We start from the raw sequence: 18,337 nt of genomic DNA on the forward strand, positions 1-18,337 counted from the left end.
CTTACGGCCCCGGGACGCCAAAACGCACCGACTGTCTGTTAGTTGAGCAGGCTCCCTTGGAGCTCCGCCCGCAGATCCGGTGTCAGGACCGTACCGGCACGGTCGACCAGAAGCGCCATCTCGTACCCAATGAGGCCGATGTCCGCCTCCGGGTGTGCCAGAACCGCAAGCGACGAACCATCCGAGATGGACATGATGAAGAGGAATCCCCGCTCCATCTCCACAACCGTCTGGTTCACACTGCCGCCCTCGAAGATGCGGGAGGCGCCTGCCGTCAGAGACGTCAGACCGGAGGCGACGGCCGCGAGCTGATCGGCGCGGTCGCGGGGGAAGCCTTCGGACATCGCCAGAAGGAGTCCGTCGGCGGAGACCACCACCGTGTGCGACACCCCGGGGGTGTTGTCCACGAAGTTGGTGATCAACCAGTTCAGGTTCTGTGCCGCCTGGCTCATCGGGCTCACACTAACGCTCCTGGTTGTAGGTGCTGTCAGGACCGAAGCCCTGGCCGTTCGTTTCACTTCCCGCACTGCGACCCCGCTGGACACCCCGGCGCAGGTTGCTCAGCCTGCCCCGGACGTCCTCGGGAGCGCGGGAGACCTGTGGGCCGCCCTGTGGGGTGGCTGCGGCGGCTCCCTCGACCAGGTTGGCCTTGGGTACCCGCCGCGGCAGGCCGGAGGAGGTCACCCCGCCTGCCTTGGGCTTCCGGAGCTGGGCGGCCTGCTGCCAGCGGTCGTCGTTCTGCGAACGCCAGCTGCTGTCGCCGTTGCTGTCCGGTGTGGGGGCCGGCGCTTCCTGCCGCACGGGCCGTGCGCCGTTCGTGCCGCTCGCGGGGGAACCGCGGCGCGGAAGCCCGGCGTCGGTCAGCTCGTGGGCGGCGGAGGGGGCCGGTCCCGGACGGTCGAAGCCTACGCGGTCGCGCTCGTTTGCGTCATCGGCCTGCGCAGATTCCGTTTCCGGAGCGTACTGGTCCGGGTACCCGTTGCGGTAGCCGTTCGACTGCGGCCAGTCGTCCTGCTGACGCCGCTGTTCGAAGGCCGGGAAGGTCTCCGGGGCAGAGGCGCTCGCGGCCGCGGGCTCCTCGCGGACGGGCTCCGCATAGGAGGGCTCGGGGTAGCCGCCGCCGGACTGGAAGGCGTCGTTCTGCGGCAGGCCGCCGTTCGGGGCGTAGTACGTGTCGTCGTACGACGGACGCTGCTGCTCCTCGTACGCCGCCTGCTGTTCCTCGTACGACGGCCGCGGGTCGTAGCCGCCGGACTGCTCGGGGAAGCCGTTCTGGCCGCCGTCGTAGGCCGGCTGACCGGTGAACTCGTCGTACCCGGGCGCCTCAGAGGCCTCCTGGCCGGGCTGCTGGCCGTGGGACTGGGCCTCCAGGGCCGCGCGGCGCTCCTCGCGCATCAGGGAGCGGCCGACGGGGTCCAGCTCGCGGATGTCGTCGGGGATCTCGGTGTACCGGCTGTCGTCGAAGCCGAGCTCGGCGGCCGTGCGCAGCGGCTGGCTGAAGTTCTCACCCTGGAAGTTCTGCTCCGGGATGATCTGCGAGACGGTGAACTCGTCCTGGACCGGCTGCTGCTCGCCGCCACCGCCGTGGGTGATCGCGTCCGGCAGCATGACCAGCGAGGTGGTGCCGGCCTGCTCTCCGGAGGGGCGCAGCTGGACGCGGATGCCGTGCCGGTCGGACAGCCGGCCGACCACGAACAGACCCATGCGCTGGGATATCGCCGCGTCGACGGTGGGCGGGTTCGCGAGCTTGTGGTTGATGTCCGCGAAGTCCTCGGCGGTGAGGCCGATGCCCTTGTCGTGGATCTCGATCATGATGCGGCCGTCGGGGAGACGGGTCGCGGTGACGCGGACCTTGGTCTGCGGGGAGGAGAACGTCGTCGCGTTCTCCAGCAGCTCGGCCAGCAGGTGCACGAGGTCGGTGACCGCGCGGCCGTGGATCTCGGCCTCCGGGACGCCCGACAGCTCGATGCGCTCGTACTGCTCCACCTCGGAGGAGGCGGCGCGCAGGACGTCGACCAGCGGGACCGGCTGGTCCCAGCGGCGGCCGGGCTCCTCGCCGGCGAGGACCAGGAGGTTCTCGCCGTTGCGGCGCATACGGGTCGCCAGGTGGTCCAGCTTGAAGAGGTTCTCCAGCTGGTCCGGGTCGGCCTCGTTGTTCTCCAGGTCGGTGATCAGGGTCAGTTGGCCCTCGATCAGCGACTGGTTGCGGCGCGACAGGTTGGTGAAGATCGCGTTGATGTTGCCCCGCAGCAGGGCCTGCTCGGCGGCGAGCCGGACCGCCTCGCGGTGGACCTGGTCGAAGGCGCGGGCGACCTCGCCGATCTCGTCGCGGGTGTTGATCGGGATGGGCGCGACACGGGTGTCCACGCGGCCGGGGTCGGTGCGCGAGAGCTGGTCGACCAGCATCGGCAGACGCTGCTCGGCGATGCCGAAGGCGGCGTTGCGCAGCTGGCGCATCGAGCGGCTCATCTGGCGGGCGACCATGCCGGCCAGGATGAACGCGGCGAGCAGGGCGACCACGACGGCGGCACCGGTGACGAGCGCGTCGCGCTTGGCGCCGTCGGCGATGTCGGAGGCCTCGTTCACCGCGGTGTCGGCCAGGTCGGACTCGATCTGGCGGTAGGCGTTGAACTTGAGGGTGTTGACCGCCCACCAGTTCTGGGCGGAGACGCCCTTCTGGGCGAGCAGGGCGCGCTCGGAGGCGTCCGTGGTCTTCAGACCGGCGATGGCCTTGACCATGTCGGTGGGCTTGGCCGGCGGCGGCACGTAGTCCGGGTTCTTGGCCGCGGCCTCCTTGGCCAGGGCCGCACCCTGGGCCCGGATGTCCACCTCGGCGTCCTTGAGCTTCTGCGCGTCGGCCTCGGTGCCACCGCCCTTGTACTCCTCGATGGCGATGCCTTCGAGGTAGGCGTACGAGGTCAGGGCCACCCGCTGGCTGGCGAAGCTGGTCGGCGTCGGGCCGGGCTTGATCAGCAGGTGCATGCCGATGGAGCGCTGCAGCGACAGGGCCGCCTTGGTGAGCTCGATGGCGTAGACGGTACGGCCGTAGGAGGTGATGTTGCCGGTGCCCAGACCGAGCTCGTTGGCGAACTCCGTCAGGGGGTGCGCGACCTCGACGTAGCCCTCTTCGGTCTGCACACCGGTGAGCTTGCTGCCGTAGGCCTGCGCGCGCAGGTCGGTGAGCCCTGGCTCGGCCTCGCGGAACAGCCTCAGGCGGCGCTCCAGGCCCGCCTTCCCCGGCATGCTCTGCGCCGCCTCGTCGAACTCGTCGGCCGCCTTGTCGGTGAGGTCGCGGGCCTTGGTGACCGTGGGGTCGTCCTCGCCCTTGCCCTGCAGCAGCGGGGCGGCCGTCACATCACGTTCGTTGTAGAGGGCGTCGGCGTAGTTGAGAGCGGCGCGCACCAGACGCGCGGTGTTCTCCGCGTCCTCGGCCTCCTGCCAGGTGTCGATCGAGCTCTTCACCTGGAAGCCGCCCATGACGAGGCCGACCAGCACGGGTATGAGCAGGATCGCGTTCAGCCTGGTCGGCACGCGCCAGTTGCGCGGGGAGAGACGGCCGCCGCTCGGCGCAGGTGCGGCCGTTGGTTCCGATCCGGGCACAGGGGCGGGCGCCGCTCCGCGCGGCGGCGGGGTGAAGTTGCCCCGGGCCGACGGCTCGGGACTGTTCTTGCTTCGCCTCACTCGACCAACAACCTTCCGGCGGGGTCGGCACCTACGTTGTGCCGCAGTGTCTCAGAGCCCAGTTCGCCATCGAGTACGCAGTACTGCTGAGTACGTCTTTGACTATTGGGCAGTTCAGGCATTCCAGCACGTCGGCCTGCGCTCTTCCAAACAGTGGAAGCGGCGGATTCGGAGTGATGTAAGCCCCAGATAAAACGGTCATAAAGAGCGAGCCCCGCCAAAAGGCGGGGCCTTTGTGCGCGCAGCGACACCGGTTGACCGCGACGAGTGGCCATACCACCCGATTCCTCTGCCGAAACGTTATGAACAACGAAGCCGACCGTGTCAAAGGCCACAGTCGGCTCCGCGGCATCTACGACAACTGCCGTACGACGCTGCCGACTTGCCCTACCGCAGCCGGGCCATCAGCGCGTGCTCCACCAGCGTGATCAGCGCACTCTTGGCATCCGAGCGGTGCCGGGCGTCCGTCGTGATGATCGGGGTGTCCGGACCGATCTGCAGCGCCTCGCGCACTTCCTCGGGCTGGTACGGCTGGTGCCCGTCGAAGCCGTTGAGGGCGACGACGAAGGGAAGGCCGCTGTTCTCGAAGTAGTCGACGGCCGGGAAGCAGTCGGCGAGGCGGCGGGTGTCGACCAGGACGACGGCGCCGATGGCACCGCGCACCAGGTCGTCCCACATGAACCAGAAGCGGTCCTGGCCGGGTGTACCGAAGAGGTACAGGATCAGGTCCTGGTCCAGGGTGATACGGCCGAAGTCCATGGCGACCGTGGTGGTGGTCTTGTCCCCGGTGTGCGTGAGGTCGTCGATGCCCGCGCTCGCGGACGTCATCACGGCCTCCGTGCGCAGCGGGTTGATCTCCGAGACGGCGCCCACGAACGTGGTCTTGCCCACGCCGAAGCCACCCGCCACCACTATCTTGGCGGAGGTGGTCGAACGGCCCGGTTCAGAGCTTGCGAAGTCCACTGAGCACCCTTTCGAGCAGCGTCACATCCGGAGCGCCGCCGTTGTTCTCGTCGCCACCCGGCTGGTGAATGGCGACCAGGCCGGCCTCCGCGAGGTCCGCGACCAGGATCCTGGCCACGCCCAGCGGCATGGACAGCAGCGCGGAGACCTCGGCGACCGACTTCACCTCACGGCACAGATGGCAGATGCGCTGGTGCTCCGGGAGGAGCCCCATGAGCGCTGCCGGGTCGGCCGTGGTGCTGATCAGGGCCTCGATGGCCAGCTGGTAGCGCGGCCGGGTCCGGCCGCCGGTCATCGCGTACGGCCGTACCAGCGGCTGGTCGCCCTCATCCTCGTACGGCTCCGCGTACGGATCATGAGAGGCGGTGGGCGGGGTCATGGATCCTCCGGGCGGGGACAGCAAGTTGGTCAGTCAAGCCGTCGGGTGAGGGCCAGTAAGGGGATTGTGGCGGCCGGACGGTGATTTGGTGAGACGGGTGGATCAGGCGGTGATCAGTGGAGCAGACTGCCTTGGAGCTCGGCGCGCAGGTCGGGCGTGAGTACCGCGCCCGCGCGGTCGACCAGCAGCGCCATCTCGTAGCCGACGAGGCCGATGTCGCATTCGGGGTGGGCCAGGACGGCGAGCGACGAACCGTCCGAGACGGACATGAGGAAGAGAAAACCCCGTTCCATCTCGACGACGGTCTGCGCCACCGTGCCGCCCTCGAAGATTCGGGAGGCTCCGGCCGTCAGTGAGGTCAGACCCGACGCGACGGCCGCCAGCTGGTCGGCACGGTCGCGCGGGAAGCCCTCCGACATCGCCAGCAGAAGACCGTCGGCGGAGACGACGACGGTGTGGGACACCCCGGGGGTGTTGTCCACGAAGTTGGTGATCAACCAGTTGAGGTTCTGTGCTGCCTGGCTCATCTGGCTCAACTAACGCTCCTGCTGGTGAGTGGGGCTCGGGAAGCTGCCGGTCTGACCGGTACCAGTACCAGCCTGGCGACCCTGCGCGATACCCCGACGGAGATTGGTCAGCCGGCCACGTACGTCGTCAGGCGCACGCGAGACCTGCGGACCGGTTTGGTGCTGTTGCTGCTGAGCCGTACCCGGGACGAGGTTCGCCCTGGGCACCCGGCGCGGCAGGCCGGAGGTGGTGACTCCGCCCGCGGCCGGCTGCCGTACGCGCTCCGCCTGCCGGACGAGGTCGTCGTTCGGCGAGCTGCGCCAGCCGGTCGATGCGGTCCGCTGGGGAGCGGAGGACGGCTGCGGCCGCTCCGCGGGAGCCTGCGGCTCCTGCTGCGGGGCGGCGGCCGGAGCCGAGTCGCCCGCGCCGGGCTGACGTCCCTGCGGGCCGCCGTGGAACCAGTTGGTCTCCAGCGTGTCGTACAGCGGGGTACGACCGTCACCGGGACCCGTCGCGGGCGGCAGGGCCTCGGGCTCCTGCCGGGCGGGCCGCTGCTGGGGCCGGGGCGCCACCGGGGGCTGCCCGGCGCCGTAGCCGGAACCGCCGCCGTACGTGCCGTTGACCTGGGACCGGTCGAACTGAACGGTGGACTCGGGGCTCTGGTGGCCGGGCAGGGAGTGCTGCCCGGTCGAGCTGCTGTCGTAGCCCTGCGGGGCGGCGAACTGGCCCGTCTGCGACGAGTTGTTCTCCCCGCCCGGGGTGCCGAAGACGTCCGAGCGGACGAACTGGCCGGTGTTCTGCGGGCCGCTCTCATCGGGACGGGCGAACTGGCCGGTGCTCTGCGGGTTGTAGGCACCGGGCGCCGGGGCGTCGAAGTCCGGACGGGCGAACTCCGAGGTGGAGCCGGGGCCCTGGCGGTCGTCGATCCGCGGCATCCGGGAGGTCTGCGCGGGGTCCTCGTCGTGCCCGCGCGGGGCGTCGAGCGAGGCGCGCGGCACCGGCGGCTGCGCGTTCTCGTCGCTCCAGCTGGGGCGGGAGGGCTGGTTGCCGCCCGGCAGCTCGGCACGCGCGCCACCGCGCGGCGGCAGCTGCGGCTGGCGGCCCCGACGGCCCTGCTCGGACTGCGGCGCCGAAGGACCAGCCGACCGGGACTGATCGCGGCCGGAGGAGGCGCCATGGGTGCCGCCGAAGGGGTCCTGGCCCGAGCCGAAGGCGTCCTGACCGGTACCCGCGGCCTGCAGACCCTGCGGAGCACCCGGAGCCTGGCCACCGAACCCGGCACTGGCACCGGCGGGAGCACCCCGGCCCTGCGACGGGGCGCCCGGACCCTGCGGTCCACGCGGCGCACCCGGCCCGCCCGGAAGGCCACCGCCGTCCCGGCCCGGCAGCGCGGCCCGCGGCCCCTGACCGGCACCGAGCCGGCCACCGGAGCCCGCACCGGCACCGAGCGCACCACCCGGCGCACCCGCGCCGAGGGAGCCGCCACCGGCCTGGGCCTGGCGCCGGGCGGCGGCCGCACCGGCGGCGGCCTGCGCGGCGGCGGGACCACCGGAGGAACCGGGACCGTTCGGACCGGGCTTGCCCGGAGCGGGCTTCTTGCCGCCCTGGGCGACGTCGACGGGGAGCATGACCAGCGCGGTCGTACCACCGGAGTCGGAGGGGCGCAGCTGGATGCGGATGCCGTGGCGCTGCGACAGCCGGCCGACCACGAACAGACCCATGCGGCGGGAGACGGAGACGTCCACGGTGGGCGGCGAGGCGAGCCGCTCGTTGATCGCGGCGAGGTCCTCGGGGGAGAGGCCGATGCCGGTGTCGTGGATCTCGATCAGCACGCGGCCGTCGGGCAGCGCGTGACCGGTGACCTTGACCTTGGTCTGCGGGGAGGAGAACGAGGTCGCGTTCTCCAGCAGCTCGGCGAGCAGGTGCACGAGGTCGTTGACCACGCGGCCGGCGACCTCGGTGGTCGGCACGGAGGACAGCTCGATGCGCTCGTACTGCTCCACCTCGGACGCGGCGGCGCGGAGCACGTCGACCAGCGGGACCGGGCGGGTCCAGCGGCGGCCGGGCTCCTCACCCGCGAGGACGAGGAGGTTCTCACCGTTACGGCGCATACGCGTCGCGAGGTGGTCGAGCTTGAACAGCGAGGACAGCTGGTCCGGGTCGGCCTCGCGGGACTCCAGTTCGGAGATGAGCGACAGCTGACGCTGGATGAGGCCCTGGGAGCGGCGCGAGAGGTTGGTGAACATCGCGTTGACGTTGCCCCGCAGCAGGGCCTGCTCGGCGGCGAGGCGGACCGCCTCGCGGTGCACGTCGTCGAAGGCCGCGGCCACCTGGCCGATCTCGTCCCGGGAGTGCACACCGACGGACTCGACGGAGGTGTCGACGTCCTGCGGGTCGGACTCCGACAGCTGCTTGACCAGCTCGGGCAGCCGGTCCTGGGCGACCTTGGTGGCGGTCTCCTCCAGGCGGCGCAGCGAGCGGATCATGGACCGGGCCACGACGAACGCGCCGACCAGCGAGACACCGAGCACGAGCAGGATCAGCGCACCGGAGATGATCGCCTCGCGCTCCGACTCGTTGCGCAGCTCGCGGGCCTTCTGCTCCATGTCCTCCAGCAGCGTGGTCTCGATGGCCCGCATCTGCTGGATCTTGGTGGTGCTGTCGTCCACCCAGTCCTTGTAGGAACGCTTCTCCAGGTCGTTGAGGGCGTTCGGGTTGCCGAGCGCACGGTTGGCGTACTTGTCGCTGGCCGTGATCGTCGGGTTGTTCTGCTCGATCGACTTCAGCAGGTCGGCGGCGCGCTGCGTGCCGTAGATGTTGCGGAAGGCCTTGATCTCGGACCGCTGGCTCGTCAGGGCCGACTCGGCGTACAGCCGGTCGTTCTCGGAGAGATCGCCGACGGTGTCGTCGTTCGCGGGCAGCGCCGCCGCGAGGACGGCACGCTGGATCGACGCGTACTCCTTGGCGTTGGAGAAGGCCGCCAGGGCACGGGTGCTCTGGATCATCTCCGGGTTGCTGGTGGCCTCCGCCATGTCCTGGGAGAGGCCCAGCAGGTTGGTGATCAGGCGGTGGTAGGCCTCCACGGTCTGGGTGGAGTTCTCCTGGGCCTCGTAGGCGCTGTTGCGGATCTTCGCGATGCCGCCCAGGTCGCCGACGAGCTGGACGAGGTTGTCGCGGACGCCCTTGAGGTTGCCGTCCTTGCTGTTGTCGTCGATCTCCTCGGAGGCCTCGATGAAGCTGGTCATGGCCCGGTCGGTCTTGTCCCGGTAGCCCTTGACCGTGTAGTCGGTCGCCCTGGCGCCGTGTGCGAGGGGGCCGGCGGACTGGTCGCGCTCCTCCTGGAGCGCCGCGGCGAGCTCGGTGGCCCGCTTGGTCATGTCCGTCAGCAGCTTCATGTTGTCGAGCTGCTGGATGTCGTCCATGTTGTCGCTGATGCGCAGGGCACCCAGCGAGGTGGCCGCGACCACGGGGAGTGTCAGCAGCGCCACCAGACGGGTGGAGATACGCCAGTTGCGCAGGGCTATTCGCGAGCCGGGGCCCGGCGAGCCCTTCGGCGGCTTCTTCGCGGATGGCGCGGAGGGGTTCGCCGCCCCCGAGGACGCCGACACGGCGGGGCGCCCGGGGCGCTCACCGCCTTCGACGGACGGGGCCGGGCCCGGGTTCTGGGCGTGCTGGGGCGAGGGACCTCGGTCGGTCCCGCCGTGCTCCGGCTCCGCCGAAGCGCTGCCATCCCTCTTGAAACGTCCCTGCACTAGCGTCGCAACCTCTGGACCAGGCGCCCCTCCGCGTGAACGGAAGGACGGGTGTCGGCGTAGTAGAGAGCGTCCTGAACACGCTCTCCGGTGGTCTTGGGTGACCGGCGCTGGCTCCCCCTTCTCGCCGCCACTAGGCGCTCGGTGCGCCCCCTGTGCGCCGGCTCGATCCTGCGGCGGTCCGTGGAATTCCAGCACAGTGCAGGATCTCCAACAAGGCCCGTAGGTCGAGCCGTGACATACATGACACGGCGTGAGTGCGAGGTTACCTGCCGTAGAAACCAATCTCGACCATAACGGACTTATGCCCGCGAGCCGCTCGGGTGGGGTAGGTGTCCCAGTCGCCATGATCAGGAGCGGAATGATGGGTTCAGGTGGGCAATGTCCGTTTCGATGGGGTGGATCGCGGGCCTGAATTGACCGATTTGCCCGCGGATCCGTGAGCAAACTCACATGCGGATCTAGGGGTCTTCACGGCTTCCCGGGGGAATCGCATGTTTAGCCTGACGCTTTACAAGAGGGAAGTTTCTGCCAACCCGCGCCCGGACGCAGGCCCCCAGGGCCCGCCCCGGCGCCTTGTCACGACAGGGCTCAGTACAACCGTGAAGACGACGATGATGTTCCGCACGATAGCCAACCCGCGGCGCACGACGCTGGCGCACCTCGACGACGCCGACGAACTGCAGACCCCGGAGCGTCCGGAGCACTCCGTCGACCTCCCCGCGCAGACCGCCAACCCGCGGCGCACGGTCCTGGTGGAGGTCCCGGTCGGCGCGTCGGCCGTCGCGGAGTAGTCGGTGAGGCTCCCTGGCCGGCCAGGGAGCCTCGTCTTCGTGCGGCTTATGCCTCGGCGAGTATTTTTCTGGCCGCCCTCAGCTTTTTCCCATGCAGCTCGTCGAGCTTGCGGAGCAGCGTCACATCTTTCTTGATCATGTCTTTCTGGATCGCCGACTCGGTCTCGAACCACGTTTCCAGAAGGCCGGTGCTCCGCTTGCACGCGACGTCGGCCGCCGCTGTTTCTCTTTCTTTGGCCGAGACCTTTCCCTTGAGGAAGGACGGCGACTGGATCGCGTCCACCGGAGAGGGGTAGTCGTACCCCTTCTGCTTCATGCAGGTGGACCATTCCTTGAACGCGGCCTGGACCTTCGGCGCCGAAAGCGAGGCCTCGTAGCTGTCCCCGGCGATACGGCTCGCCGCCGCGGATCCCTCCCGGTATTCATACGGTTTGCGGAAGTCGAGGATCGCTTTCCCCAGGCAGCCGTTGTCCGGCACTTCCTTCCCCCGGTACTCCAGCTTCGCCCGGTCGTCCGCGCCGTTCTCCAGGGACCTTTTTCCGTAGAGGACCGTGATCTGGTCCTTGGTGAGCTTCGCTTTCGGTGCGGCCGGCAGCGGCGGCATCCGGTATCCGTAGCGCCGCGCGCTGTCCAGGTCCGTTATCCCGTACCGGCGATCCTGCGCCGCCACGGGAGCGGAACTCTCCGGCGGCCGGTAGGTCAGACCGAAGCCTTTCATGCAGTCACGGGCCAGTACCTGTTCCGCCGAGCGGATCACCTCGTACTCGGCATCGGTGTAGCTGTACTCGGCGATGGGCAGCCGGAACGTGTAGTCGTACCTCCCCGGCGACGTCCCAGGTGACGAGGGGTCCGGGCTCGGCTCGGGGGCGGCGGCGGAGGTCCTGGCGGGGCTCGGGCCGGACGCCTCCTGCGAGGCGCAGCCGACCAGCAGCGACAGGGAGAGGGCGGGGATCGCCAAACGCGCCAAACGTCTCATGAGTCCAAACGTCTCTGGGGAAAACATGACCCTGGATTTCCCGGATACGGCGGAGCCCCGCACAGGACCGGATGGCCCTGCACGGGGTCATGTGCCGTTTTCTACGGGTGGCGTCCTAGTCCCACTTGTAGCAGTTGTCGCCACGCCGGTCGAAGTCGAACGAGGCGTTCTCGTTGTACGTCTTGGCAAGCCGGTCGGTGTCCGCGAGCGGCGCGAACGTGTCGCAGGCGCCGTCGTAGTTGCTGTGATAGAAGACCGTGGCGATGCTGTCGACGCTCGCGTTCCAGAACGAGGCCGCGTTGTTCTTCACGGGCAGGCCCTTGCCGGCACCGGACGACAGGAACGTGTAGCCGGCGAGGTTGGACACACCGTCATGCGTGAAAGCGGTGCGCGAGCCCTGCTTGTTGCTGTTGTAGTAGAAGACGGCGCAGTCCTTCTCCCAGTCCGGGCACGTGGCTCGCGCCTCGGCGTGCGCCATGGGCGCCATCCCCAGCACGGCTACGGCCGCGGCGGGAATGGCGATAGCCGCGGACAGGACCTTGCGCGATGCTTTCATGAGATCCCCCTCGCTTCTGGACCCGGCAATCGGCGGTCAATCCGATGATCCGTGGTCGATTTCGTGAAGAGCCTATGTGGATGACCGGATCACGACAATCGATTTCCGGCCACTCGCCGCGGGCCACGGCTCCGGCCGGCCGCTCGCCACGCCGACCGATGATCAAGCCGCCCGACCGGTTAGCCTGGAGCGTCCAGCGTCGGCTCGCGGGCCGGTTGGTCCACCGACACGCACACCAGATCTCAGTGAGGGGCGCAAGGATCCCGTGCGCATCGCCAGATTCTCCATCGACGGGAACGTCGCCTTCGGCGCGGTCGAGGGTGACAAGCCGGACGAGCTCGTCCTCGACATCATCAAGGGCATCCCGTTCGCGGACTTCGAGCTCTCCGGTACGAAGGTGCCGCTGAGCAAGGTCAGGCTGCTGCCGCCGGTGCTCCCCAACAAGGTCGTGGCCTTCGGCCGCAACTACGCCGAGCACGCGCGCGAACTCGGCAACGAGGTGCCGGACGCCCCGTTCGCCTTCTTCAAGCCGTCCACCGCGGTGATCGGACCCGGTGACGAGATCCAGTACCCGTCCTTCTCCGAGGACCTCCACCACGAGGCCGAACTGGCCGTCGTCATCGGCCGTATGTGCCGTGAGGTCCCGCGCGAGCGCGTCAAGGACGTGATCTTCGGCTACACCTGCGCCAACGACATCACCGCCCGCGACGTCCAGAAGCGCGAAAAGCAGTGGGCACGGGCGAAGGGCTTCGACACGTCCTGCCCGCTGGGCCCCTGGGTGGAGACGGACCTGGCCCTGGAGACCGCGTCCGACCTGACCATCCAGCTCACGGTCAACGGCGAACAGCGCCAGCTCGGCCGCACCAGCGAGATGATCCACCCGATCGAGGACCTGATCGTCAACATCTCCGAGGCCATGACGCTGCTCCCCGGCGACGTGATCCTCACGGGCACCCCGGCAGGGGTCGGCCCCCTCAACGTCGGCGACGAGGTCGCCGTCACCATCGAAGGCATCGGCACTCTCACCAACAAGGTTGTCAAGCGTGGCTAGCGCACCCGTCCGCGTACGTTTCTGCCCCTCGCCCACCGGTAACCCGCATGTGGGTCTGGTCCGCACCGCCCTGTTCAACTGGGCGTTCGCCCGGCACCACCAGGGCACCCTGGTCTTCCGCATCGAGGACACCGACGCGGCCCGCGACTCGGAGGAGTCCTACAACCAGCTGCTCGACTCGATGCGCTGGCTCGGCTTCGACTGGGACGAGGGCCCCGAGGTCGGCGGCCCGCACGCGCCGTACCGCCAGTCGCAGCGCATGGACCTCTACAAGGAGGTCGCGCAGAAGCTGCTCGACGGCGGCTACGCCTACCACTGCTACTGCTCCCAGGAGGAGCTGGACACCCGCCGCGAGGCCGCCCGCGCCGCCGGCAAGCCCTCGGGCTACGACGGCCACTGCCGCGAGCTGAGCGAGGCGCAGGTCGAGGAGTACAAGGCCCAGGGCCGCGAGCCGATCGTCCGCTTCCGCATGCCCGACGAGACGATCACCTTCACGGACCTGGTCCGCGGCGAGCTGACGTTCACGCCGGAGAACGTCCCGGACTACGGCATCGTCCGCGCCAACGGCGCCCCGCTCTACACCCTCGTCAACCCGGTCGACGACGCCCTGATGGAGATCACCCACGTCCTGCGCGGCGAGGACCTGCTCTCCTCGACGCCCCGTCAGATCGCCCTGTACAAGGCGCTGATGGAGCTGGGCATCGCCAAGGGCATCCCCGAGTTCGGCCACCTGCCGTACGTGATGGGCGAGGGCAACAAGAAGCTCTCCAAGCGTGACCCGCAGTCCTCGCTGAACCTCTACCGCGAGCGCGGCTTCCTCCCCGAGGGCCTGCTCAACTACCTCTCCCTGCTCGGCTGGTCGCTCTCCGCCGACCAGGACATCTTCACGATGGACGAGATGGTCGCGGCCTTCGACATCGCGGACGTCAACCCCAACCCGGCCCGCTTCGACCTGAAGAAGTGCGAGTCGATCAACGGCGACCACATCCGCCTGCTCGATGTGAAGGACTTCACGGAGCGCTGCCGCCCGTGGCTCCAGGCCCCGTTCGCCCCGTGGGCCCCGGAGGCCTTCGACGAGGTGAAGTGGCAGGCGATCGCCCCGCACGCGCAGACCCGCCTCAAGGTCCTGTCGGAGATCACGGACAACGTCGACTTCCTGTTCCTGCCGGAGCCGGTGGAGGACGAGGCCAGCTGGATGAAGGCCATGAAGGAGGGCTCCGACGCCCTCCTGCGCACCGCCCGCGAGAAGCTGGAGGCGGCCGACTGGACGTCCCCGGACTCCCTGAAGGACGCCGTCCTGGCGGCGGGCGAGGCCCACGGCCTGAAGCTCGGCAAGGCCCAGGCCCCGGTCCGCGTCGCCGTCACCGGCCGCACGGTCGGTCTGCCCCTCTTCGAGTCCCTGGAGGTCCTGGGCAAGGAGAAGACCCTGGCCCGGATCGACGCGGCACTGGCGAAGCTGGCCGCCTAGCACGTGCACAGCGGGGCGGCGTCCGGTTCGGGCGCCGCCCTTCGTGTGTCCTCAGGCGTCGTTCTCGTCCACCAGGCAGTGGCTCTCGTCGAAGATCTCCAGCACCACGATGACCATGATCGCGCCGGCCACCATGTACTCCAGCACGACACCGGGAGCCACGTACGCCTTGCGCAGGTGCTCGCCCGGTCATGGCTCTGGGTCGGTCTTTCGCTCGTCGGTCCCACCACGCTGCGGCACCCGCCCTCCACCCAGCTCCAGCACCCGCAACCTGAGCTGCCCCTTCGCGGCAGCTGGGCCGCACCGCTCCACCGTCACGATTCCGACTGGCTGGAGCGTGCTGACCCAGGACACCGGCGGAGCCCTGGAAGGTGATCCGCGTCGACGCCGAGCCCGGCACCGAGCCCACCACGGTCGCCGGGCTGCCCGGCCGGCTCGAAGCCGTCGCGGGCGGCCAAGTCCTCGCCGCAAACCCGGACTTCGTCCAGGGCGGCACCCAGCCCGCCCTCAGCGCCCGCTCCCTCGTGACCGGTGCCGCGACCACCGCGCTCAGCTCATCCTTCGGGCGGCATCGGCCCGCCCCAGGCACGGACCGGCCCCACACCGGGCGGCCCGACGACGATGACCCCCTGGCGGCCCGCAGCACGAAGCGCGCCGCCGTCCGCGCCGCCTGGGACGGCCACTGGGGCGACGGCCGCCGCGTCCTCGACGCCGCGCTTTTCGGCGGACAACCCCCGAACCCCCAGCCGTCCGGCAGTACCGTCGGTGTCATGCCGATCAAAGCTGTGGTCTGGGACGTGGACGACACCCTCTTCGACTACACGGGTGCCGACCGCGCCGGCATGCGTCTGCACCTGGTGGCCGAGGGCCTGCTGGACGCGTACGACAGCGTCGAGCAGGCCATCGTCCGCTGGCGGGAGATCACCGACATGCAGTGGGCGCGGTTCTCGGCGGGTGAGGTGTCCTTCGAGGGGCAGCGCCGGGACCGGGTACGGGTGTTCCTGGGCGAGGAACTGAGCGACGCCGAGGCCGACGCGTGGTTCCAGCGATACGTCGCGCACTACGAGACCGTCTGGAACCTCTTCCCGGACGTCCTGCCCGTCCTGGACGCCCTCGCCGCCAGCCACCGGCACGCGGTGCTGTCCAACTCCAGCATCCATGTCCAGGACCGCAAGCTCCGCGCGCTCGGCGTCCACGAGCGCTTCGAGGCCATCCTGTGCGCGGCCGAGCTCGGCGTCTCCAAGCCGGACGCCGGCGCCTTCCACGCCGCCTGCGCCGCCCTGGACCTCGCCCCGCACCACGTCGCGTACGTCGGCGATCACCCGGAGATCGACGGGCGCGGCGCCGCGGACGCCGGGCTGCTGTCGGTCTGGATCAACCGTGACGGCGTGTACACCAGCGATGACGCACTCGTCCTGGCGAACGGCGGACCGCACCGGATCGCCTCGCTCGCCGAACTCCCCGCGCTCCTCGGCTCGGATACTCGTTTTGGAGCCCCGTCCACCTTCGGGTAATGTTCTTCCTGCGCCGCCGGGGAGCGGGCCGAAAGGCCGGAAACCCGGGGGAGCGAACTAGAACAAGATCCCCCTCCGGGGCTTGCGTTCCAGTGGCCTATGGTGTAATTGGCAGCACGACTGATTCTGGTTCAGTTAGTCTTGGTTCGAGTCCAGGTAGGCCAGCTCGCAGAGCTCATCTGCAAAGCCCCCGTTGTGTAGCGGCCTAGCACGCTGCCCTCTCAAGGCAGTAGCGCCGGTTCGAATCCGGTCGGGGGTACTGATTCCGATCTTCTCGGGATCGCTAGGGCCCCCGTTGTGTAGCGGCCTAGCACGCCGCCCTCTCAAGGCGGTAGCGCCGGTTCGAATCCGGTCGGGGGTACTGCTGGTCTAAACCACATTGGTCTATGGTGTAATTGGCAGCACGACTGATTCTGGTTCAGTTAGTCTTGGTTCGAGTCCAGGTAGACCAGCTCGGACCTGCGGAAACGTAGAGTCCACGCCCCCGTTGTGTAGCGGCCTAGCACGCCGCCCTCTCAAGGCGGTAGCGCCGGTTCGAATCCGGTCGGGGGTACGCACAGGGAAGGCCCTCCACTTCGGTGGAGGGCCTTCGTCGTTCCCGGTCGCCGTCATTCCTGATCGCCGAAGCCGTACCGCCGTGCCGACTCCTCCTCCTGTGCGAGCCGGTGCAGGGCCTGCAGCATCGGCTCGACGAGGATCGCCCCCAGGACCGCCGTCTCGACCTTCTCGGCCTCCGACGCATGGGTCTCCACGAAGTCCAGGTCCAGGACGGCCGCCCCGTGCATCAATCGCGCGTACGCCAGCAGCAGTTGAGGGTCCCAGTCGTAACCGAGCCGCCGGAGCGCGGCCATCGCCACCACCAGCGAACGGTAGGAGGGCGAGATGGTGACCAGTGCCTGCGCGTTCGACCAGCCCAGGGACTCCAGCAGTTGATCCGCCACCTCGTGCGCGCCCCGGACGTACTCGTCCTCCTCGTCCGGCTCGGGGACCTGTGGCAAGGCCCATAGCGCCGCGCCCAGCCGGATCGTGCGGGGGAGGGAGTCGTCGTCGACGTGCCCGAGCACCTCCCGGACCGTCGCCACCGGCACCCGGCCGACCTGGATCATCGCGCGGACCAGGCGCAGCCGGCGCAGATGGTCCTCGTCGTACTCGGCGGTGCGGGCGTTGATCTGGCGGCCGGGCGTCAACAGGCCTTCACGCAGGTAGTACTTGATCGTCGCGATCGGCACCCCGCTGCGCTCGCTGAGCTCCGCCAGTCGCATCTCTTGCGCCCTTCGTTGGACAGTGCCACTATCCAAGCATCGACCAGAAGGATAGTGCCGCTATCCCGTGTGGGAGCCAGGGGGTCGCCATGTTCGCTGAACCGGTGCTGGGTCGTACGACCGCGGACGCCGAGGGCGATGTGGTGGTCCTGCTCATCGGGATGCGGATCAACCACTTCTGGGCGGCGCACCAGTGGCTGCCGGTCGCGCTGTCGATGTTCCGCATGCTGGGGGAGCTTGCGCGGGACGGCGACCGGGGGCTGCTGGGGCGCGTGCTGCTGACGGCGTCGCCGCGGACGTACTACGTCGTCCAGTACTGGGAGTCCAAGGAGAAGCTCTACGCGTACGCGACGGCGCCCGACATGTTCCACCACCGGGTGTGGGGGATCATCAACCGCAAGGAGCGGGCGGGGAAGACGCGCGGGCACGTGGGGATCTGGCACGAGGCCTACGTCGTGCCGGAGGGGGCGTACGAGTCGGTCTACGCGGACATGCCGGCGTTCGGGCTCGCCGCGGCGCACGGGCAGGTGCCCGTCGAGAGGCGGGGCCGCTACGCGAGGGACCGGTTCGCGCACCGGTCGGCGGCAGGGGTGGCCGAAGAGGCCGGGTGACCGGGGGGATCGGGGGAACGAGGGGGCCTGCCGCGGCGTTGAGGCAGGTCCCCTCGTCGATGTGTCCGATGTCTCCGGAGGTCAGCCGGAGCGGCGCAGGGCCTCGGAGAGGCGGGCCGCGGCGTCGATGACCGCCTGGGCGTGCATACGGCCCGGGTGGCGGGTGAGGCGCTCGATGGGGCCGGAGACCGACACGGCGGCCACCACGCGGTTCGACGGGCCGCGTACGGGCGCGGAGACGGACGCGACACCCGGCTCGCGCTCGCCGATCGACTGGGCCCAGCCACGGCGTCGTACGCCCGAGAGCGCGGTGGCCGTGAAGCGGGCGCCCTGCAGGCCGCGGTGCAGGCGCTCCGGTTCCTCCCAGGCCATGAGGATCTGGGCCGAGGAACCCGCCTTCATCGTGAGCGTCGAGCCGACCGGGACCGTGTCCCGCAGGCCGGACAGACGCTCGGCCGCGGCGACGCAGATGCGCATGTCGCCCTGGCGGCGGTAGAGCTGTGCACTCTCGCCCGTGACGTCACGGAGGTGGGTGAGGACCGGGCCGGCCGTGGCGAGGAGACGGTCCTCACCGGCCGCCGCGGCCAGCTCCGCGAGGCGAGGGCCGAGAATGAAACGGCCCTGCATGTCACGCGCCACCATGCGGTGGTGCTCAAGGGCCACGGCCAGTCGATGGGCCGTGGGTCGTGCCAGTCCGGTGGCTGAGACGAGCCCCGCGAGGGTGGCCGGACCGGACTCCAGGGCGCTCAGGACAAGGGCTGCCTTGTCCAGAACGCCGACGCCGCTACTGTTGTCCATGAAACGATACTCGCGTCTCACTCTG

General features: G+C 69.5%; 15 protein-coding genes and 5 tRNA genes. 10 read left to right on the forward strand and 10 right to left on the reverse strand.

Going from position 1 to position 18,337, the window contains the following annotated elements; translation table 11 throughout:
* Positions 1–38: 38 nt before the first annotated feature.
* The 6 genes from AQI70_RS34420 to AQI70_RS34445 all read right to left on the reverse strand — a co-directional run bounded on the left by AQI70_RS34420 (position 39) and on the right by AQI70_RS34445 (position 9,282).
* Positions 39–452 (reverse strand): roadblock/LC7 domain-containing protein, encoded by a 414-nt coding sequence (locus AQI70_RS34420; RefSeq protein ID WP_004983065.1) that lies wholly within the window; start codon positions 450–452, stop codon positions 39–41.
* A gap of 10 nt (positions 453–462) precedes the next feature.
* Complete coding sequence (locus AQI70_RS34425) at positions 463–3,681, reverse strand: sensor histidine kinase (protein ID WP_062156386.1); 3,219 nt, start codon at positions 3,679–3,681, stop codon at positions 463–465.
* 387 nt (positions 3,682–4,068) lie between these two features.
* The gene (locus AQI70_RS34430) at positions 4,069–4,644 is read right to left on the reverse strand and encodes a GTP-binding protein (RefSeq protein ID WP_063801653.1); all 576 of its coding nucleotides are present in this window, start codon (positions 4,642–4,644) and stop codon (positions 4,069–4,071) included.
* On the reverse strand, positions 4,625–5,023 hold the full coding sequence (locus AQI70_RS34435; protein WP_003997626.1) for a DUF742 domain-containing protein: 399 nt from the start codon (positions 5,021–5,023) through the stop codon (positions 4,625–4,627). Before AQI70_RS34435 ends, AQI70_RS34430 begins: the two co-directional genes overlap by 20 nt.
* 113 nt (positions 5,024–5,136) lie before the next feature.
* Positions 5,137–5,550, reverse strand: a complete 414-nt coding sequence (locus tag AQI70_RS34440) for a roadblock/LC7 domain-containing protein (protein WP_023546525.1) — start codon at positions 5,548–5,550, stop codon at positions 5,137–5,139.
* Between the two features lie 9 nt (positions 5,551–5,559).
* A complete protein-coding gene (locus AQI70_RS34445; protein WP_062156387.1) occupies positions 5,560–9,282 on the reverse strand; it encodes a sensor histidine kinase in 3,723 nt (1,240 codons plus the stop codon).
* Between the two features lie 602 nt (positions 9,283–9,884).
* Between AQI70_RS34445 and AQI70_RS34450 the strand changes: the two genes are divergently transcribed.
* Complete coding sequence (locus AQI70_RS34450) at positions 9,885–10,076, forward strand: hypothetical protein (RefSeq protein WP_003997622.1); 192 nt, start codon at positions 9,885–9,887, stop codon at positions 10,074–10,076.
* A 46-nt stretch (positions 10,077–10,122) separates the two neighbouring features.
* Here the strand turns inward: AQI70_RS34450 and AQI70_RS34455 are convergent, their stop codons facing one another.
* Both AQI70_RS34455 and AQI70_RS34460 read right to left on the reverse strand, forming a co-directional pair.
* Entirely contained in the window at positions 10,123–11,079 is a 957-nt protein-coding gene (locus tag AQI70_RS34455) for a hypothetical protein (RefSeq protein ID WP_244181958.1), read from the reverse strand.
* Positions 11,080–11,167: 88 nt separating this feature from the next.
* Positions 11,168–11,608 carry a peptidase inhibitor family I36 protein gene (locus AQI70_RS34460; RefSeq protein WP_062156389.1) on the reverse strand — a complete coding sequence of 147 codons (441 nt, stop codon included), beginning with the start codon at positions 11,606–11,608 and terminating at the stop codon, positions 11,168–11,170.
* A gap of 265 nt (positions 11,609–11,873) precedes the next feature.
* Between AQI70_RS34460 and AQI70_RS34465 the strand changes: the two genes are divergently transcribed.
* The 8 genes from AQI70_RS34465 to AQI70_RS34500 all read left to right on the forward strand — a co-directional run bounded on the left by AQI70_RS34465 (position 11,874) and on the right by AQI70_RS34500 (position 16,194).
* Positions 11,874–12,659 (forward strand): fumarylacetoacetate hydrolase family protein, encoded by a 786-nt coding sequence (locus AQI70_RS34465; RefSeq protein WP_062156390.1) that lies wholly within the window; start codon positions 11,874–11,876, stop codon positions 12,657–12,659.
* A complete protein-coding gene (gene gltX / locus AQI70_RS34470; protein WP_079051600.1) occupies positions 12,643–14,127 on the forward strand; it encodes a glutamate--tRNA ligase in 1,485 nt (494 codons plus the stop codon). Before AQI70_RS34465 ends, gltX begins: the two co-directional genes overlap by 17 nt.
* Positions 14,128–14,897: 770 nt before the next feature.
* Complete coding sequence (locus tag AQI70_RS34475) at positions 14,898–15,641, forward strand: HAD family hydrolase (protein WP_062156465.1); 744 nt, start codon at positions 14,898–14,900, stop codon at positions 15,639–15,641.
* A gap of 93 nt (positions 15,642–15,734) precedes the next feature.
* A tRNA-Gln gene (locus tag AQI70_RS34480) sits at positions 15,735–15,806 on the forward strand.
* 21 nt (positions 15,807–15,827) lie between these two features.
* Positions 15,828–15,900 (forward strand) — tRNA-Glu (locus AQI70_RS34485).
* A gap of 29 nt (positions 15,901–15,929) precedes the next feature.
* Positions 15,930–16,002 (forward strand) — tRNA-Glu (locus tag AQI70_RS34490).
* 19 nt (positions 16,003–16,021) lie between these two features.
* Positions 16,022–16,093: transfer RNA gene (locus AQI70_RS34495), tRNA-Gln, on the forward strand.
* A 28-nt stretch (positions 16,094–16,121) separates the two neighbouring features.
* A tRNA-Glu gene (locus tag AQI70_RS34500) sits at positions 16,122–16,194 on the forward strand.
* A 55-nt stretch (positions 16,195–16,249) separates the two neighbouring features.
* On the opposite strand, the gene AQI70_RS34505 is transcribed toward AQI70_RS34500, so the two are convergent.
* A complete protein-coding gene (locus AQI70_RS34505) occupies positions 16,250–16,903 on the reverse strand; it encodes a MerR family transcriptional regulator (protein ID WP_062156392.1) in 654 nt (217 codons plus the stop codon).
* Positions 16,904–16,992: 89 nt separating this feature from the next.
* On the opposite strand from AQI70_RS34505, the gene AQI70_RS34510 reads away from it, so the two are divergent.
* Positions 16,993–17,514, forward strand: coding sequence for a DUF4188 domain-containing protein (locus AQI70_RS34510; RefSeq protein WP_062156393.1), 522 nt, complete (start codon positions 16,993–16,995; stop codon positions 17,512–17,514).
* An 81-nt stretch (positions 17,515–17,595) separates the two neighbouring features.
* Here the strand turns inward: AQI70_RS34510 and ndgR are convergent, their stop codons facing one another.
* Positions 17,596–18,312, reverse strand: a complete 717-nt coding sequence (ndgR, locus tag AQI70_RS34515) for an IclR family transcriptional regulator NdgR (RefSeq protein WP_003997614.1) — start codon at positions 18,310–18,312, stop codon at positions 17,596–17,598.
* Positions 18,313–18,337 lie beyond the last annotated feature (25 nt).

The sequence above is a fragment of the Streptomyces curacoi genome (assembly GCF_001513975.1).
Lineage (GTDB): Bacteria > Actinomycetota > Actinomycetes > Streptomycetales > Streptomycetaceae > Streptomyces > Streptomyces curacoi.

Excerpts from the sequence above, each read along its gene's own strand:
- AQI70_RS34455 (WP_244181958.1), bottom strand. The coding sequence starts at position 11,079 with ATGTTTTCCCCAGAGACGTTTGGACTCATGAGACGTTTGGCGCGTTTG.
- AQI70_RS34460 (WP_062156389.1), bottom strand. The coding sequence starts at position 11,608 with ATGAAAGCATCGCGCAAGGTCCTGTCCGCGGCTATCGCCATTCCCGCC.
- AQI70_RS34510 (WP_062156393.1), top strand. The coding sequence starts at position 16,993 with ATGTTCGCTGAACCGGTGCTGGGTCGTACGACCGCGGACGCCGAGGGC.
- AQI70_RS34420 (WP_004983065.1), bottom strand. The coding sequence starts at position 452 with ATGAGCCAGGCGGCACAGAACCTGAACTGGTTGATCACCAACTTCGTG.
- AQI70_RS34475 (WP_062156465.1), top strand. The coding sequence starts at position 14,898 with ATGCCGATCAAAGCTGTGGTCTGGGACGTGGACGACACCCTCTTCGAC.
- AQI70_RS34435 (WP_003997626.1), bottom strand. The coding sequence starts at position 5,023 with ATGACCCCGCCCACCGCCTCTCATGATCCGTACGCGGAGCCGTACGAG.
- AQI70_RS34440 (WP_023546525.1), bottom strand. The coding sequence starts at position 5,550 with ATGAGCCAGGCAGCACAGAACCTCAACTGGTTGATCACCAACTTCGTG.
- ndgR (WP_003997614.1), bottom strand. The coding sequence starts at position 18,312 with ATGGACAACAGTAGCGGCGTCGGCGTTCTGGACAAGGCAGCCCTTGTC.
- AQI70_RS34505 (WP_062156392.1), bottom strand. The coding sequence starts at position 16,903 with ATGCGACTGGCGGAGCTCAGCGAGCGCAGCGGGGTGCCGATCGCGACG.